16 protein-coding genes are annotated in these 16,582 nt (G+C 62.6%); 13 read left to right on the forward strand and 3 right to left on the reverse strand.

Annotated features, from left to right (window positions below):
- Nucleotides 1–3: 3 nt before the first annotated feature.
- From K9D25_RS08840 to K9D25_RS08850, 3 genes are read right to left on the reverse strand one after another with little or no spacing between them, the layout of a single operon-like run.
- A complete protein-coding gene (locus K9D25_RS08840; RefSeq protein WP_244450485.1) occupies nucleotides 4–2,388 on the reverse strand; it encodes a GumC family protein in 2,385 nt (794 codons plus the stop codon).
- A 46-nt stretch (nucleotides 2,389–2,434) separates the two neighbouring features.
- Nucleotides 2,435–3,229: a polysaccharide biosynthesis/export family protein gene (locus K9D25_RS08845; protein WP_244450486.1), complete on the reverse strand. Its 795-nt coding sequence runs from the start codon at nucleotides 3,227–3,229 to the stop codon at nucleotides 2,435–2,437.
- Nucleotides 3,183–4,031: a tyrosine-protein phosphatase gene (locus tag K9D25_RS08850; protein ID WP_244450487.1), complete on the reverse strand. Its 849-nt coding sequence runs from the start codon at nucleotides 4,029–4,031 to the stop codon at nucleotides 3,183–3,185. The genes K9D25_RS08845 and K9D25_RS08850 overlap by 47 nt, the downstream gene beginning before the upstream one ends.
- 394 nt (nucleotides 4,032–4,425) lie before the next feature.
- Here K9D25_RS08850 and K9D25_RS08855 point away from each other — a divergent pair, with 394 nt between their 5' ends.
- The 13 genes from K9D25_RS08855 to K9D25_RS08915 all read left to right on the forward strand — a co-directional run bounded on the left by K9D25_RS08855 (nucleotide 4,426) and on the right by K9D25_RS08915 (nucleotide 16,500).
- Nucleotides 4,426–4,842: a hypothetical protein gene (locus K9D25_RS08855; RefSeq protein ID WP_244450488.1), complete on the forward strand. Its 417-nt coding sequence runs from the start codon at nucleotides 4,426–4,428 to the stop codon at nucleotides 4,840–4,842.
- A gap of 34 nt (nucleotides 4,843–4,876) precedes the next feature.
- On the forward strand, nucleotides 4,877–6,436 hold the full coding sequence (locus K9D25_RS08860) for an O-antigen ligase family protein (protein ID WP_244450489.1): 1,560 nt from the start codon (nucleotides 4,877–4,879) through the stop codon (nucleotides 6,434–6,436).
- A gap of 230 nt (nucleotides 6,437–6,666) precedes the next feature.
- A complete protein-coding gene (locus K9D25_RS08865; protein WP_279613801.1) occupies nucleotides 6,667–7,041 on the forward strand; it encodes a MarR family EPS-associated transcriptional regulator in 375 nt (124 codons plus the stop codon).
- A gap of 25 nt (nucleotides 7,042–7,066) precedes the next feature.
- Complete coding sequence (locus K9D25_RS08870) at nucleotides 7,067–8,068, forward strand: polysaccharide deacetylase family protein (protein WP_244450491.1); 1,002 nt, start codon at nucleotides 7,067–7,069, stop codon at nucleotides 8,066–8,068.
- Complete coding sequence (locus tag K9D25_RS08875; RefSeq protein WP_244450492.1) at nucleotides 8,059–8,790, forward strand: formyl transferase; 732 nt, start codon at nucleotides 8,059–8,061, stop codon at nucleotides 8,788–8,790. The genes K9D25_RS08870 and K9D25_RS08875 overlap by 10 nt, the downstream gene beginning before the upstream one ends.
- Nucleotides 8,791–8,824: 34 nt before the next feature.
- Nucleotides 8,825–9,856 (forward strand): NAD-dependent epimerase/dehydratase family protein, encoded by a 1,032-nt coding sequence (locus K9D25_RS08880; protein WP_244450493.1) that lies wholly within the window; start codon nucleotides 8,825–8,827, stop codon nucleotides 9,854–9,856.
- Nucleotides 9,853–11,142, forward strand: coding sequence for a Vi polysaccharide biosynthesis UDP-N-acetylglucosamine C-6 dehydrogenase TviB (gene tviB / locus K9D25_RS08885; RefSeq protein WP_244450494.1), 1,290 nt, complete (start codon nucleotides 9,853–9,855; stop codon nucleotides 11,140–11,142). The genes K9D25_RS08880 and tviB overlap by 4 nt, the downstream gene beginning before the upstream one ends.
- A complete protein-coding gene (locus tag K9D25_RS08890) occupies nucleotides 11,142–11,696 on the forward strand; it encodes a GNAT family N-acetyltransferase (RefSeq protein ID WP_244450495.1) in 555 nt (184 codons plus the stop codon). The genes tviB and K9D25_RS08890 overlap by 1 nt, the downstream gene beginning before the upstream one ends.
- Nucleotides 11,693–12,115: a sugar 3,4-ketoisomerase gene (locus K9D25_RS08895; protein WP_244450496.1), complete on the forward strand. Its 423-nt coding sequence runs from the start codon at nucleotides 11,693–11,695 to the stop codon at nucleotides 12,113–12,115. The genes K9D25_RS08890 and K9D25_RS08895 overlap by 4 nt, the downstream gene beginning before the upstream one ends.
- Nucleotides 12,112–13,206 (forward strand): DegT/DnrJ/EryC1/StrS family aminotransferase, encoded by a 1,095-nt coding sequence (locus K9D25_RS08900; RefSeq protein ID WP_244450497.1) that lies wholly within the window; start codon nucleotides 12,112–12,114, stop codon nucleotides 13,204–13,206. The genes K9D25_RS08895 and K9D25_RS08900 overlap by 4 nt, the downstream gene beginning before the upstream one ends.
- Nucleotides 13,203–14,708, forward strand: coding sequence for an O-antigen translocase (locus K9D25_RS08905; protein WP_279613802.1), 1,506 nt, complete (start codon nucleotides 13,203–13,205; stop codon nucleotides 14,706–14,708). Before K9D25_RS08900 ends, K9D25_RS08905 begins: the two co-directional genes overlap by 4 nt.
- Nucleotides 14,690–15,811, forward strand: coding sequence for a glycosyltransferase family 2 protein (locus K9D25_RS08910; RefSeq protein WP_244450499.1), 1,122 nt, complete (start codon nucleotides 14,690–14,692; stop codon nucleotides 15,809–15,811). Before K9D25_RS08905 ends, K9D25_RS08910 begins: the two co-directional genes overlap by 19 nt.
- On the forward strand, nucleotides 15,808–16,500 hold the full coding sequence (locus K9D25_RS08915) for a class I SAM-dependent methyltransferase (RefSeq protein WP_244450500.1): 693 nt from the start codon (nucleotides 15,808–15,810) through the stop codon (nucleotides 16,498–16,500). Before K9D25_RS08910 ends, K9D25_RS08915 begins: the two co-directional genes overlap by 4 nt.
- The last annotated feature ends 82 nt before the right edge of the window (nucleotides 16,501–16,582 follow it).

Below are 16,582 nucleotides of genomic sequence, written 5' to 3' on the forward strand. Positions count from 1 at the left end.
GGGTCAGGCCGCTTCGGAATGGTCGGTCTTGGCGTCGCGGCGGCCGAATTTCGGCAGCAGCGCCTTCACGCTGTCGAGCCCGCGCGTGCCGGGGCTGGGGCTGCCGGTGTCGGTGCCCTGCCCATATTCGTAGCCATAGCCGTAGCCGTAGCCATAACCATAGCCATAGCCGTAATGGGCGCTGCGGGTGTCGAACTTGGTCAGCACGACGCCGATGGTAGCGGCGCGGGCGATCTGCAGCCGGCGCAGCGCGTTGCGGGCAATGGCACGGCGCCCGTCGCCGGAGCCGGTGACGAAGATGGTCGCCTGCGCGGCGGCGCCGAGCAGCTGGGCGTCGGCGATGCTGAGCATGGGCGGGCTGTCGAAGATCAGCAGGTCGTAAATCTCAAGCCCGACCGAGATCAGCGAGAACACATGGGTGCCGCCAAGAATTTCCGCCGCATTGGGCGGCAGCGGGCCGGAGGCGAGGAAATCGAGCGTGTCGAGATCGGTCGCCTGCACCACGTCGTGCAAAGTCGACATGCCGGTGAGGCAATTGCTCAGCCCCACCGAATTGTCATAGCCGAGCTTGCTGTGCACCGAGGGGCGGCGCAGATCGGCGTCGATCAGCAGCACGCGCTTGCCCGTGATGGCGTAGTGCCGCGCCAGCGCGATGGCGGTGCTCGACTTGCCCTCGGCTGCGCCGGCGCTGGTGACCACCAGCGTGCGCGGCAGCCCGGTTTCGGTGGCGAATTGCAGCGAGGTCGCCAGCGAGCGATAGGCCTCGGCGACGGCCGAGCGTGGGTCGCTGAGCTCGGCGACGATGCCATTGGGGAACTCGGCGCGCGGAACGATGCCGAGGATCGGCAGGCCGGTGGCCTTTTCCGCGTCCTCGGGCGAGTGGATGCGGTCATCAAAGAGCTCGATCAGGAGACCCGCGCCGAAACCTGCGAGCAGGCCGAAAAGCAGCGATCCGGCCAGGACCATCGTCGTCTTTGGGTGCGAGCGCCAGCCGGGCATCGCACGATCGACGATGAACACGTTGTTGGTACCCACGCCGCTGGCGACGTCCACTTCCTTATAACGCTGAAGCAGGCTGTTATAGAGGTTCCGGTTCGAATCGACCTCGCGCTGGAGGATTCCGTAGCGCACGCTCTTCTTCTGCAGTTCCAGAACCTCGCCTCGCAATTCCTCAATGCGCTCGCGCATCTGGGCTTCCTGGCTGGCGGAAGACTCGTAGGTCGCCTTCAAAGCGTTTCGTATCGTCGAGACTTCAGTGGCGAGCTGGCGGTCGATCTCGGCAATCTTGTTGGAGATTTCCACCATCGCCGGGTAGCCCGGCTTGAAGGTTTCCAGCTTCTCCTCATAGTCCCGCCTCAGCGAATTGCGCTGGGCGCGAAGCCCGTCGATGACGCCGTTGGACAGGAGCTGGGGCAGATTGATTGCCGAACTCGCCTCCACCTGCTTCCATGTCTCCTCGTCGCGGATGCGGTTGGAGATCAGCTGGCCAAGGGCGGCATTAGCTGCCGCCAGATTGTTTTCGGCGATCGAGACCTTGTCATTGGTCTGGATCATGTCCTCGCGTTCGGAAAAGGCGATCAATGCCTGCTCGGACTCCTCCAGCCGCAGTTTTAGCTGTTTGATCTGGTCTTCCAAGAAGACCTTCGCGTAGGAATTGGCCGCGAAACGCTTGTCGAGATTGGCGGTGACATAGGCGTCCGCATAGGCGTTGGCGATGGCGGCCGCGCGCGTGGGCGACGTGTCGGTGTAATGGATGTCCACTAGGCGGGAGGTGGTCACGGCATTGACATCGACGCTCCCCTGAACCCGGCCGGTGGCGACGGCGAGATTCCTCTCCGCCTGCGCGACCGGATCTAAGTCTTCCGACGGGCCCGAGACAAGATTGAAGATGCCGCGGATCAAGCCGGGCGAGGAGGCCGTGAAGCCGTCGTCCCGGTCGAGCCCAAGCGCGGCCACGGTACGCTCGGCCATGGCGCGCGTCTTGAGGAGCTCCAGATGGGTCTTCTGGAAGTCGCTGCCGCCGGATTCGTCGGGTGCGGTGGAGCCATCATCGACAATTTTGCTGGCTTGGCGGTCGATCTGGATGCGCACCGTCGAGGTGTAAAGCGGTGTCGCCAGGAAACAATAGACCAGCCCTAGGACCAGGGAGACGGCCGATGTGCCCAGGATGAGGTGCCGCCATTTCCAGGCGATCGCCATCATCTGCCGGGCAAGCGCCACGAGATCGATGTCGTCGCCTGAAGCTTCGGCCGAGTTATAGGTGGGATAGGCGCTCACGCCATATCCATAGCCGTCCCGCGTCGAGGTCAATGCGCGAGTCTCGATGGTGGCGAGCAGGCTTTTCCCGTCTCCGCCGGCCCGGGCGCCGTCTCCCCCTTCGTTCACCATCGTGTCTTTGTCCCCCTGGGGCATCTGGCGCTAACCGATCGGCTGGCTATAGCATCATGAATGTGTTGAATAGCGGAAGCGACCGCAAAATGTACTGGAGGCCGACCTTCACGTCGGACGAGGGCACCGTCACGATATCCCCCGCCCGGAGATCCGGATCGCTCACCTTCTGGGAGCGCAGGTCGCTCAAATTGAATTTGGCTACGCTGCTCTTGCCGTCGACGCGGCGGAAAACCAGGATGGTGCCATCGGAAACTTCCTGTGCGCCGCCGGCCATCGCGATCGCCTGGAGGAGGGATACCGGCCCCTGCATGGGGAAGACGCCGGGCTTGGCCACCGCGCCGTCGACCGTGATGCGATGGCTGTTATATTCCTTGACGAGCACCGTGACCTGCGGATTGCGGACGTAATTCCCGCCGAGCTTGCTGGCAACATCCCTTTCGATCTCGCTCACTGTCAGACCCGCACCCTGTACTTCTCCGATCAGCGGAAAGCTGAACTTGCCGCTCTCCGATATCTGCACCGTCTGTGACAGTTCCGGGACCTTGAAGACGGTGATGTTGAGCATGTCGAGCGGACCGACGCGATAGCCCGATGATCCCGGCGTGCCGACTGCCGTCACCGCCGCGACCTCGCTGGCGGGAGCTTCGGGCTGCGCCGCCACCGGCACCGTGCTTGCGGCGACCGCAGGCCGCGCCGTCGCTGGCGAAGTCACCGTCGCGGTGCGGGCGGCGGAGGACGGCGCCTGCTCACCCGAATTCACATAGCTCCCCGCCGAGGTGGAGGGCGAGGGGCTATCGCCCGAAGAAGCGACGCAGCCGGCCAAGAAGATCGCCGCCACCGCGACCGCCGCGATGCGCGCGGGGATCGTCGCTATTCTTCCGCCCAGCTTCATTGAACCCTGCCACCCCTGTCGCCGCGCATTCTGCCGGCGCCCTGTCCAAAATGATGTCGCGCGGGCATTGCACGGTCATGCGCGCGGCCTCCGCCATGCCGACAAGGCGTTCCGCCGCCCGACGGCCCTCGGCCAGGTCCGGCGGGCGCTTCATCGTATCATGCGCGTCGCTGGCGAGGATATGCGCCTTGCCCTCGCTGACCATCTTCTCCGCCCAGTATGTCGGTCGGCGCCCGAAACGGCCGGTCAGAGATCCCGAGGTAATCTGCATCCACACCCCCCGCGCCGCCATGCGCTCGATGAGATCGTATTTCTCCTCGATCCACTTCATCCGCTCGGGATGGGTCACGATAGGCACATAATTTGCCAAAAGAATGGTAAAGACCAATTCGTCCAGCCGCGCCGGGGCGACATTGTGCGGCGGCTCGACCAGCACGTAGCGCGTATCCCCCAGCGTCAGCAGCCGTCCGCGCCGCAACTCGCCGGCGAAATCGGGCACGATATGGTTGTCGGCACCGGGAATGAGGATGAGCGGCACCCCCGCCTCGTCCAGCACGCGCTGAAGATCGTCCACCGCCCGGCGAATCTGGGGACCCTCATTATGATAGACGCCCGGCAGGATGTGCGGGGTGCAGGCGACGATCTCCACCCCTTGCGCGACATGCAGCCGCGCCATTTCGAGCGAGACGGCGTAATCGGCCGCGCCGTCGTCGATGCCGGGCAGGATATGATTGTGCAGGTCGATCATGGGGCCCATCTGTGCATGCAGCCAGCGGGAGCGTCCTTGCGGGCGGTCAATCGGCCGCACCCCGCACGCCAGGCGAACGGCCGGCGCCGCCGTGTCACAGGTGTGCAGATAGGGCGGGGGAGGGGGCTCAGCAAGGAGCGCGGGCGCTCGGCGCGCTTTTGCAGACACGCGAACCTGTGTTGGCGGCGCTCTTGCACACATGGGGCGGTAGCGGCGAAGCTGGGGCGAAGATCCTGCGTTTGTAAGGGAATCTCAGCATTCCTCGCGCGCAGAAGCGGGATAAGAGACAATTTCGAAACCACGTCTTCCCTGCGGTTTTGATTTCAGGGAGCGAACCCTGTAACATTCAGCAAGGTTCGCGGGCCAGAGATTACGTTTCGTAAGGCGGGGCAAAATGAAGCGTTGTGTGGCGTATGTGTCGGTGGCGGGGCTCGTCTCGCTCGGCATGATCGGTTCGGCGGCGGCGGATGCCTGCCAGACCACGGGCACGCTTGCCGAGGCGGTGGGTACGGTGCTGGTCGACAAGGGCCAGGGCTTTGCCCCGGGCGTCGTCGGCGCTTCGCTCAAGAGCGGCGACAAGGTGGCGGTGCAGGGCCCCGGCAGCGCCGTGATCGATTTCGGCAATGAGCGCACCGTGACCGTCCCGTCCTCCACCACGGAAACGCTGCGCGTGCCCGGCTGCGGGCTGGCGCTCGATGATTCGACCGGCCTGGTGATTGGCACTGTCGCGGTCGGCGGCGGTATCGCGGCGGCCATTGCCCTCTCCAACGAAGGCAGCAAGAATGGGATCATCTTCCCCGTCAGTCCATGATCGCGGCGACGAACGCAGCATGTGAAAGAGGCAATTGGCCCTGTTTCTGAAGCCACATGGCGACGGGGGGGCGACGTATGGTGCGTCGGTCCTTCTGCTGTTCGCGAATATCGTGCTCGGCGGGGCCACACGCGCGGGCTATCTCGCCGACGTTCTGCTGCAGTTCTTTTCTCTGCCTTTTCTCGTTCTGGCGGCGTGGCTCTGGCTTGATCGTCTGACGATCCCCCCGCGCCCGGCGCGGTTCAGCTTCAATCTTGCCTGCGGCGCCGCGATCGCGGTGGTCGGCCTGCTCATCGCGCTGGCGCAGCTCTTGCCGCTGTTCGGCGCGCCGGGCTGGGGCGGTGTATCCGCCCGCCTTGTCGCCGCAGGCGGGCAGGGGGTGGCGGGCGTCGCCTGGACGGGCAGTTCCTCCGTCGATCCGGCGGCCAGCCTCGCCGCGCTCCCCGCCGTGCTGCCGCCGCTGGCGCTGTTTCTTCTGATCGCCCTGCTCGACGAGGAGCGCCGCCTGCGTTTTTGCGGCTGGGGGCTGGTGTTCGGCCTCCTGGCCCTGTTCCTCGGCGTTCTGCAGGTGATGCAGGGGCCGGCCAGCGCGCTGCGTTTCTTCGAGATTAGCAATCGCTCGGAATCGGTCGGCTTCTTCGCCAACCGCAACCATTTCGCCGCGCAGCTCTATGTGACCTTTCTCATGGGCGTGGCCTGGTTCGTCGGGCGGGGAGGGAAGATCTTTCTCCGCAGGGCGCCGATGTCCAGCCAGGCCCTCTGGCTTGCCGGCGCCTGTGCCATGGCGGTTTTCGTCATGGCCGGCCTTGCGCTGGCGCGGTCGCGCGCGGGCATCCTTCTGCTGTTGGTCGCTCTCGCCGCTATCGTCGGCATGGCGCCGACCATTTCGGTCTGCCTGAGAGGCCGCGAGGTACGGTCGGGGCGGGTGCGGGGACCTCTCATCGTCGTGCTCGCCGGGTTGGTGCTGCTGGTGGGCCAACTCGGCGCCGAGCGCTTTCTAGTCCGTTTCGAGCAAGGCTTGGCGGATCAGCTGCGCGCCATGTTCAACGAGGTGACCTGGCGCGCAGCGATCGACGCGCTGCCCTTCGGTACGGGGCTCGCGACCTTCACCGCCGTCTTCCCAGTCTATGAGCCCACGGACGGGCTGACACCGCAATATGTGAACCGCGCCCATGACGACTGGCTGGAATTCTTCCTCGAGACGGGCATGCCGGGCCTTGTTCTGATCGCGCTTTTCCTCGTGTGGTTCGGCGAACGGCTCTACCGTATCTGGCTCGTCCCGACCTCCGGCAGCAGTCCGCAGAAGAGGCTTCTGCAGCACTGCGCGTCGGTCGCCGTGCTCACGCTTCTGCTCCATTCCTTCGTCGATTATCCGCTGCGCACGGCGGCGATGATGGCGTATTTCGCGCTGTGCTGTGCCTTTATGACGCCTGGACCCGACGGCGGGAGGGTGGCCGACGCGGCCGCGGAGCGTCCCGAAGCTATGCCGTCGCCCGTCCGGTACTCCCCTTCGGCGCCCCGGCGGCCGGTGCTGAAGAGCGGCACCCAGCGGGCGGGGTCGCTGGCGTCGAGGAATGGCGGCCGACCCGCCTGACGCGGGGCCGCGGCTGCCAGATTCACATCCAACGTTGAGTGCCGGACGAATTCAGGCGATGGGTGCGGGAGCCGCAGCCACAATTGATCGGGGGGCTACGCCTTTCTGCCGGCGGGTTCCTGTGATACCGTTCAGAAATGAACGATATACCGGATTCGATCTCGCTCCACTCCGGCGCTCCGCCGAGGCACGGTAAGGCTCCCTTCGTGCGATAGTTTGAAAGGTTGGGGATGGCGGGGCGACGCGATAGGCTGCAGGACGATGCGAGGCTCCGCGTGCTTCACCTGCTTCAGGAAAACGCGGAAATGTCGCAGCGGGAGCTCGCCGAAGCGGTTGGGATCAGCGTCGGCGGCGTCCATTACGTGCTGAGCGCGCTGATCGAAAAAGGCCTGGTGAAGCTCGGCAATTTCACTGCCGCCAAGGACAAGCGACGCTATGCCTATATCCTGACGCCGAAGGGGATTGCCGCGAAGGCGGCGATCGCGCGGCGGGTTCTCAGGAGGAAGATCGACGAGTATGAGGCGTTAAAGGCAGAAATCGACGCATTGCGCGACGAGATCGGCGAGGAGCCTGCGCCGGGCGGGCTCGGGGCGGTGCGGCGGTGAAGGAACCTGCGGATGGCCCCTGCCTTTGCGAATCGTTACAACGGGCAGGAGCTCCCGTGAAAGGTGGCCTTTAATGAGCGGCCGGTTTGTCATTTCGCTCGATTTCGAACTTCTCTGGGGCGTGCGTGATCACGCCGACCGCAGGAGCTATGGCGCGAATATTCTCGGGGCCCGTACGGCCATTCCTCGGATGCTCGACCTGTTCGCCGCTAACGATATTCGGGCGACCTGGGCCATTGTCGGGTTTCTCTTTTGCGAGAATAAGGAGGAGCTGCTCGACTGCGTGCCCGAGGTGATGCCCGCCTACACCAATGCGCGCTTTTCCAATTATGGCTATTTCGACGAGATCGGCCGCGACGAGAGGACCGACCCGTATTATTTCGCGCCTTCGCTGATCGATCAGATCGCGCAGACGCCGGGCCAGGAGATCGGCACGTATACGCTGTCGCATTTCTATTGCCTCGAGGACGGTGCGACAGCTGAGGCCTTTGAGGCGGATCTGAAGGGGGCGCTCCGCCTGGCTTCGCGCCGCGGCATCACGCTCGGCTCGATCGTCTTCCCACGCAACCAGTTTGCGGCGGCGCATCTCGATATATGCGCAAGGCTGGGCATTTCGACCTATCGCGGAAATCCGCCGGGCTGGGCCTATCAGGCCGCCAAGGGCGAGGAGCAGACCTATTCGCGCCGCGCGCTGCGGCTCGTCGATGCCTATAGCGGCGTTCTCGGCGCCCACAGCTTCGCCCCGGCCGGCGGCAGCCCGGCAAACGTGCCGGCGAGCCGCTTCCTGCGTCCCTGCGCGGGCCGGCTGGCGCGGCTGCACCCGCTGCACATCGCCACTATCAAGCGCGGCATGACGGCTACGGTCAGGGCCGGGGCGGGCTACCATCTGTGGTGGCACCCGCATAATTTCGGCGGCGACGTTCAGGGGAACATGCAGGGTCTTTCGACCCTCATCAGTCATTTTGTCGAATTGCGGGACGGGTACGGCATGGCCTCGTGCTCGATGGGAGTTGCGCCGTGCGTTTGACCCTTCTCGCCGCGGAGTCTCAATCAACGGCGATCTTGCGCAACTATCTGCTCGATCACGGCGTCAGCGATGTGGAGATCGTTCTGGAAGCCCCCGTTCCCCGCGAGGAAACGCTGTTGCATCGCTACCGCAAGCTGGGATGGCGATCCGTGGCGGGGCAAGTGCTGTTCCAGCTCTGCATCCCTCCGCTTCTGCGCCGGCTCTCCCGGGGGCGCGCCACGGAGATCATGCGTCTTTACGGCCTTCGCGATACGCCGCTTGCCGATGCCGGCCATCGCGTGGCGACCATTAACGCGCCGATCGTCGCGGAACTTTTGCAGGCTCGCCAGCCGGAGCTGGTGCTTGTGCACGGTACGAGGATCATCAAGTCGACGATCCTCAAATCGGTCGCCAGTCCGTTCGTAAATATACATGCAGGAATTATTCCGCGATATCGCGGCGTCCATGGCGGGTATTGGGCGCGCTGGTCAAAGGATGACGCGAATTTCGGCGTCACCATTCATCTGGTCGATCCAGGTGTTGATACCGGCGCCGTGCTGCGTCATCTGAGGTTCGCGCCGACGGAGCGGGACAACTTTGTAACTTATCCGTTGCTGCAACTTGCGGAGGCGTTACCGAAACTGGTCGAGCTTCTGCGTTCATTTGCGAACGACGGTGTTTTTGAAGTGCAAACGGCCGATGCTGGTGCTGCCGAAAGCCGACAATGGTATCACCCACTTTAGTCCAGTACATCCAAGGTCGCGTTAGGGGAGTCAAGTGACCCAGTCTGTTTCTCTCCCTCGCGTACTGATCACCGGGACGGCCGGCTTCATCGGCTTTCACCTGGCACGGCTGCTCCTGGCGGAAGGTTTCCGTGTCCAGGGCTATGACGGCATGACGGATTATTACGACGTCCGGCTCAAGCAGCGCCGTCACGCCATGCTGCTGCAGAATCCGCATTTCTCGGCGGTGGAGGGGATGCTGGAGGACCAGGTGCGGTTCGACGCCCTTGCCGACGACTTCCAGCCCGAGGTGATCGTCCACCTCGCCGCCCAGGCGGGGGTGCGCTACAGCCTCGAAAACCCGCGCGCCTATCTCGATTCCAACGTGATCGGCACCTTTAACGTAATGGAGGCGGCGCGACGGTTGAAGGTCGGGCACCTGTTGATGGCCTCGACCTCCTCCGTCTATGGCGCCAATGAGGACATGCCCTTCATCGAGACCGAGAAGGCCGACACCCAGCTCACCATCTACGCCGCGACGAAGAAGGCCACTGAGAGCATGGGGCACGCCTATGCCCATCTGTGGGACCTGCCCACCACCATGTTCCGGTTCTTCACCGTCTACGGCCCCTGGGGGCGGCCCGATCTCGCGCTCTACAAATTCGTTGATGCCATTCTCGAAGACCGGCCGATCGACATCTACAATCACGGCGACATGTACCGCGACTTCACCTATGTCGACGATCTGGTGCGCGGCATCCGGCTGCTGATCGACACGCCGCCGGTACGTCCCGCCACAAGGGAGGCGATCGAGCTCGGCGACAGCCTTTCCCCTGTCGCGCCATTTCGGATCGTGAATATCGGCAATTCCGACAAGGTGCGTTTGCTGGATTTCGTCGACGCGATCGAGGAGTGCCTCGGCCGCAAGGCGATCCGCAACTACATGCCGATGCAGATGGGCGACGTGCCGGCGACCTGGGCGAATGCCGAGCTTCTGCAGAGCCTGACAGGCTACCGCCCACAGACCGATTTCCGCCACGGCATTGCGCGTTTCGTGGAGTGGTTCAGAGAGTATTACGGCAAATGACCGTTCAGGCAGCGCACGGCGCGCAAGACATCCTCGCCGTCATCGGTCTCGGCTATGTCGGCCTGCCGCTGGCGGTGGAGTTCGGCAAGGTCCGGCCGGTCGTCGGCTTCGACATCAATCAGGGGCGCATCGCCGAACTGGCCGTCGGCCATGACCGCACGCTGGAGGTGACGGCGGCCGAGCTTGCCGAGGCGCATCTGCTGCGCTGTTCCTTCGATCGGGAGGACCTGCGCGCGGCGCGGATTTACATCGTCACGGTCCCCACCCCCATCGACGCCCATAAGCGGCCGGACCTGACGCCGCTGCTGCGGGCCTCCGAGACGGTGGGAAGCGTGCTCAAGCGCGGCGACATCGTCATCTATGAGAGCACGGTCTATCCCGGCGCCACGGAAGAGGACTGTGTGCCGGTGCTCGAACGGGTCTCGGGCCTGCGCTTCAATGTCGATTTCTTCTGCGGCTACAGCCCCGAGCGCGTCAATCCGGGCGACAAGGCGCACCGCCTGGCCACGATCCGCAAGGTGACCTCCGGCTCGACGCCCGAGGTGGCCGACAGGGTCGACGCGCTCTACGCGTCCATCGTCACCGCCGGAACCTACAAGGCGGGCAGCATCCGCGTCGCCGAGGCTGCAAAGGTGATCGAGAACACGCAGCGCGACCTCAACATCGCATTGGTCAACGAGCTCGCCATCATCTTCAACCGGATGGGCATCGATACCGACGCCGTGCTCAAGGCGGCGGCGACGAAGTGGAATTTCCTCCCTTTCCGTCCGGGCCTCGTCGGCGGCCACTGCATCGGTGTCGATCCCTACTATCTCACCCACAAGGCCGAATCGCTAGGCTATCATCCCCAGGTCATCCTCGCCGGCCGGCGCATCAATGACGGCATGGGCGCCTATGTCGGCGGCCAGATGGTCAAGGCGATGCTGAAGAAGCGCATCCAGATCGACGGCGCCCGCGTGCTGGTGCTGGGGCTGGCCTTCAAGGAAAACTGCCCGGACCTGCGCAACACACGTGTCGTCGACGTGGTGGCCGAACTGAGGGAATACGGCGTGGAGGTCGATATCCACGATCCCTGGGTCTACGCGCAGGAGGCGCGGCACGAATATGGCATGGACCTCATCGCCGCCCCGCTGGCGGGCAGCTATGACGGGGTGATCCTCGCCGTGGCCCACACCGCCTTCCGCGACATGGGTGCGCCGGCGGTGCGGGCGCTCTGCCGCGAGCCGCACGTGTTTTGCGACCTGAAGAGCATCTTCGGCCCCGATGAGAGCGATCTGAGGCTGTGATGGTTCATGACATTCTGACCCGCGTTGAGGGCCCGAACCTTGTTCTGCGGCTGATCCGGCCGGCGGACGCCGATTATATCTTCGCCCTGCGCACTGACGCCGCCTACAACCGGCACCTGTCCGAGGTGCGCGGTACGGCTGAGGACCAGCGCCGCTGGATCGAAAGCTACAAAGCGCGCGAGGCTGATCTGCGAGAATTATACTATATCATAGAACGCAGGGACGGCACCCCGTGCGGCACCGTCAGGCTCTACGATATCCGTGCGGAAGAGTTTACCTGGGGTAGCTGGATACTCGACCACAACAAGACCCGGAAGGCGGCGCTGGAGAGTGTGGTTTTGTCTTTCGGCATAGGTTTTGAACGGCTGGGGCGGCCGAAAGCCTTGGTTGATGTTCGAATCAATAACGACCGGGCAGTCGCGATCTATCGTCGGCTCGGCATGACCGAAGTAAGGCGAGACGATCAGGATATCTATCTCGTGTATGCACGGGGCCGGTTCGAGGCTGACCGTGCCGGATATCTGGCGATCCTAGAAGCGGAGTGTGCGGGATGACGCGGCCCCATGGCTTTGTCCGGGAAGTCCAGCTTCCCCAGATCCACGATCCAAGGGGCGATCTAACCTTTGTCGAGGGTGGCAATCACATCCCGTTCCAGATCGCCCGGGTTTATTACCTGTACAACGTGCCGGTGGATGCGGAGCGTGGGGGGCATGCGCACAAGCAACTAGAACAGATCGTTTTTGCCTTATCCGGCAGCTTCCGCATGAAGATAGACGATGGATCCACGCGATCCGAGTATTGGCTGCGCGATCCCCGCAAGGGCCTTTACATCAGCAGGATGGTCTGGCGCGAAATGGACGCCTTCAGCCAGGGCGCCGTCTGCATGGTCCTCGCCTCGCATCGCTTTGACGAGGCGGACTATTTCAGGGACTATGATGAGTTTGTGAAGGCGTTAGGGAAACAAATCGAATGATCCCCTTCCTCGACCTTGCTGCCGCGTACCGCGAGCTCAGGACCGAAATCGACGCGGCGATCCACCGAGTCCTCGACTCGGGTTGGTACATCCTCGGGTCTGAGGTGGACGCGTTCGAGGCCGAATGGGCGGCCTATTGCGAGGCCGATCATGCGGTGGGTCTGGCCAACGGGCTTGACGCGCTGATACTCGCACTCCGGGCGCTCGACATCGGCGCGGGGGACGAAGTGATCGTGCCCTCGAACACCTATATCGCAACCTGGCTGGCGGTAACGGCGGTCGGTGCGCGGCCCGTTCCGGTGGAACCAGACCCCGCCACGCACAACATCGACCCTGCCCGCATTGCCGCCGCGATTACCCCGGCGACACGGGCGCTGTTGCCCGTTCATCTTTATGGCCAGCCTGCCGATCTTGACCCGATCCTTGCGCTGGCCCGCCAACATAGCCTTTCGGTGATCGAGGATGCCGCCCAAGCCCATGGCGCGTGCTATAAGGGGCGGCGCATTGGCGCGCATGGCGATGTGGTGTGCTGGAGCTTTTATCCCGGCAAGAACCTGGGCGCCCTTGGTGATGGCGGGGCAGTGACGACGAACCGCGCCGATCTGGCCGACCGCATCCGCGTGCTGCGCAACTATGGCAGCCGGGTGAAATACGTGAATGAGTTGCAGGGCGTGAATTCGCGGCTCGACCCGATCCAAGCCGCCGTCCTGCAGGCCAAGTTACCGCATCTTGACGCCTGGAACGACCGGCGCCGCGCGATTGCGGGTGCCTATGCCGAAGGGTTGCGGGACAGCGGTCTGATCCTGCCGCATGTCCCCGACTGGGCCGAACCGGTCTGGCACCTCTACGTCGTCCGCTCGCCCGACCGCGACGGGTTGCAGAAGCGACTGGCCGGGGCAGGGGTCGGCAGCCTGATCCACTACCCGATCCCGCCGCACATGCAGGAGGCCTATGCGGATCTGAGTCTTGCCCCCGATGCCCTGCCGCTGGCGCGCGATCTGGCGGGCGAAGTGTTTAGCCTCCCGATGGGGCCGCAATTGCCGCCGGCGGATGCGGTGCAGGTGATCGATGCGGTAAGGGCAGCGGTTTGAGCGGAACGTCCTATCGAACGATCCTGCGATCCTCCTCGATCATCGGGGGGGCGCAGGTGATCAACATCGCCGTGAGCCTTGTAAAGATGAAGGCCGTGGCAGTGCTGCTGGGGCCCGCGGGGGTGGGGTTGATCGGGTTGTACCTGAGTCTGGTCCAGACCGCGTCCTCGATCGCGGCACTTGGCATCGGCAATGTCGGCACCCGCCAGATCGCGGCTGCCCACGCTCATGGGGGGGAAGAGGCTGTAGGCCGCACGCGCCGCGCCTTGTTCTGGGGCACGATGGGCCTGGCTCTGATCGGGGCAGCGTTTTTCTGGCTGGCCAGCAGCTGGATCGCGCGGGTGATCCTAGCGGACGAGAGCCGCGCCACAGATGTGGCCTGGCTGTCACTGGGCGTGGCGCTCACGGTCGCCGCCGGGTCACAGGGCGCGCTGCTGACCGGCCTGCGCCGGATCGGCGATCTGGCCCGGATCAATGTGGGCGCCGGGATCATCGGGGCCGCTCTCGGCGTGCTGGCGCTGTGGCTCTGGGGCGCGCAGGGACTGATCGCCATGGTCCTGATCGCGCCGGTCGCTACCTTCCTGCTCGGGCACCTTTACGTCGCGCGCCTTGGCCCACCTGCGGGGCCCCCGATCCTCCTGCTCGAGATGTTTCGCGAATGGCGGGTCATGGCGACTCTGGGCTTTGCCTTCATGCTGAGCGGGCTTGTCACTACGCTCGGTCACCTAGCCGCGCGGACCTTGGTGCAGCGGGAGCTTGGGGCCGAGGCGCTGGGCCAGTTCCAGGCCGCTTGGGCGATCGGGATGACCTATCTGGGGGTCGTGCTGGGCGCGATGGGAAAGGACTACTACCCCCGCCTGACGGCCGCGATCCGCGACAACGCCACCGCCACCCGCCTTGTCAACGAACAGACCGAGGTCGCGCTACTTCTCTGCGCGCCGGCGCTGCTGGCGATGCTCGGCCTTGTGCCATGGGTCATCCACCTGCTCTACTCCGCCGAATTCGGCCCTGCGGTAGAGATTCTGCGCTGGCAGCTCTTGGGTGACATCCTCAAGGTGATGAGCTGGCCGCTCGGTTTTGTCATCCTTGCGGCCGGGGCGGGCAAGACCTATGTCCTGACCGAGTCGCTGGGCATGGGCGTCTTCGTCCTAGGTGTCTTCGTCGGCCTGCCGCTGATCGGCGTCACGGCTACGGGGGGGGCGTTTCTCGCGCTTTACGTTGCGTACCTGCCGATCGTTTGGTGGTTCGGTCGGCGTATGATCGGATTCCGCTGGACCCGCGCGGTCAAGGCGCAGGCGCTCGCGATGATTGGCGCGGCTGTGGTGGTGGACATCGCGGCGCGCTGGTCCGATCCGCTGGGCGCGGTTCTGGGCCTGGGGCTGGCGGCTGGGCTTGGCCTCTGGGCGCTCATGCGCCTTTCGTCGAAGGCCGGAGCAGGCGGCCGCCTGGGCCGCATCGCGGGATTTGGGGATAGGGTGAAGGGATGGATGATCAGGCAGTGATACGCTCCTATGGCAATACGAACCTGCCCGAGGGCACGCGGGACCGCCCCCTCGTGACCTTCGCGTTATTCGCCTACAATCAGGAGAAATATATCCAGGAAGCGGTGGAGGGAGCGTTTTCCCAAACCTATTCGCCGCTCGAGATCATCCTCTCGGACGACTGCTCCTCGGACCGGACGTTCAAGATCATGGAGGAGATGGCGCGGAAATATCAAGGGCCGCATCTGGTAAGGGTCCGGCAAAGTGAAGTCAATCTTGGCACGGCGGTACATGTTTGCGTGGTCGGAAGGAACACCAACGGGAGCCTCTTGGTTGTTGCCGCGGGTGATGACATCTCCGTGCCCACCCGAACGAAAAGCATCGTTGAGTGTTGGAACTCACACTCTTGTCCGACAGGCACGCTGCATAGCGGCATGTATCTTTTCGGCGACGGTGACCCTAGCAAAAAACAGAGCGAAATTGGGCCGCGGTCGCGTGGAGTGAAGAGGATCGAGTTGTCGGAATATGCAAAAGATCGTCAGCAGTATTTTTGGGCACCCACATGTGCCTACACATCGGACCTATTCAAACGCTTTCCGCCAATGATTGGTGGCAGTATCATCGAAGACGGCGTCATGAACTCCCGAACAGTACTGTCAGGTGTATTTATTTCAATTGGTGATGCACTGGTTCATGTACGAAAAAGTAAAGAATCAGGTGGGGCCGGCTACTGTATTTCTAATCCGAGCCGTTGGAATAATTTCATTCATAGCAAAATGGTCTCATTGAGGACTTCAAGCCGAGACTTAAGTGCATTCGCACAAAGCGCAGATTCGAAAGTTGCCGCGGAATGCAGGAGCTTGGAGAAAAAGTATGCGAATCTTTATTCGAATCTAAGTAAATTTATTCTGCCTGAAATTGGCCATTATGGCCTCATTGAGAGAGCTTTTTTGTTTTTTCGCCTCCTTCGCTTTCCCGGCAAGCGGAAACTTATAGATCGTATTTCTTTCGTTTACGCCTTTTTGGGCCTTCACGAGGCTCCGCTTTTTGAGTGGCTGGTGAAGCGATTAAAGCAGATAAGAGGAAATCGTAGGGATCAAATGAAACGAGGGGAAGAGATATGATCAAAAGTACGATAAAATGGATGATTTCTAAAACGCCATGGAGAATCGTAAGGACACAAAGCTCAAGCGAGCGATTTGTACAAGGTGCCGCCATTAAGCACAATTCTCAGTACGGATGGGATGAAAAGTTTGGTAATCCAGGAATTACTGGTCAGTATTTATCGCCGGCACGAAAACGACTCAATGAATACACACTCAACTTAATTGACGAATCTCGAAGAATCGAAGATGCTGAGTTTTTTGCTGATGTTGGGTGCGGTCTTGGGCATCTCCTAGAGGAAGCGCAGAGGAGGTTTCAGAACGTGAATTACTTTGGATACGATTTTTCATCTGTCGGCCTAGAGGCCGCTAAGTTGCGTTGCTCTGAAGTTGTATTCGAAAAGCATAATATATACGATCCCTTACCCCGCAAGCACCACATTACTGTTTGCTCGCAAACACTTGAACATCTTCAGCATCCAGAACGAGCAGCTTACAACCTTGTGCGTGGAACTGCTGATGGAGGAATAGTGGTGTTCACGGTGCCCGATGGTCGTCTTGACCAGTACAAGGGGCATATCCAATTCTGGAGTCCTGAAAGTTGGGAAACATGGGTCGAAATGGTAGCTGATGGCAGGACTTTTAGCTGTCATAGAATGGAGGGTGGCACTGCCGGTGGAGCGAATTTGTTAGCGGTGATTAAATGCTAGAACTGTGGGGTAGCTTTTTATTCCGCTGCGAGGCATAGGAATTCAATTTGGTAAATATGCTCGCATTTCGTTTTTGATTCTT

It is taken from the genome of Ancylobacter polymorphus, assembly GCF_022836935.1.
Taxonomy (GTDB): Bacteria; Pseudomonadota; Alphaproteobacteria; order Rhizobiales; family Xanthobacteraceae; genus Ancylobacter; species Ancylobacter polymorphus_A.

What these genes read in the sequence shown, in the direction of transcription:
- K9D25_RS08910 (WP_244450499.1), top strand. Translation starts at nt 14,690, where the DNA reads ATGGATGATCAGGCAGTGATACGCTCCTATGGCAATACGAACCTGCCC.
- K9D25_RS08850 (WP_244450487.1), bottom strand. Translation starts at nt 4,031, where the DNA reads ATGATCGACCTGCACAATCATATCCTGCCCGGCATCGACGACGGCGCG.
- tviB (WP_244450494.1), top strand. Translation starts at nt 9,853, where the DNA reads ATGACCGTTCAGGCAGCGCACGGCGCGCAAGACATCCTCGCCGTCATC.
- K9D25_RS08895 (WP_244450496.1), top strand. Translation starts at nt 11,693, where the DNA reads ATGACGCGGCCCCATGGCTTTGTCCGGGAAGTCCAGCTTCCCCAGATC.
- K9D25_RS08890 (WP_244450495.1), top strand. Translation starts at nt 11,142, where the DNA reads ATGGTTCATGACATTCTGACCCGCGTTGAGGGCCCGAACCTTGTTCTG.
- K9D25_RS08915 (WP_244450500.1), top strand. Translation starts at nt 15,808, where the DNA reads ATGATCAAAAGTACGATAAAATGGATGATTTCTAAAACGCCATGGAGA.
- K9D25_RS08865 (WP_279613801.1), top strand. Translation starts at nt 6,667, where the DNA reads ATGGCGGGGCGACGCGATAGGCTGCAGGACGATGCGAGGCTCCGCGTG.
- K9D25_RS08900 (WP_244450497.1), top strand. Translation starts at nt 12,112, where the DNA reads ATGATCCCCTTCCTCGACCTTGCTGCCGCGTACCGCGAGCTCAGGACC.
- K9D25_RS08855 (WP_244450488.1), top strand. Translation starts at nt 4,426, where the DNA reads ATGAAGCGTTGTGTGGCGTATGTGTCGGTGGCGGGGCTCGTCTCGCTC.
- K9D25_RS08840 (WP_244450485.1), bottom strand. Translation starts at nt 2,388, where the DNA reads ATGGTGAACGAAGGGGGAGACGGCGCCCGGGCCGGCGGAGACGGGAAA.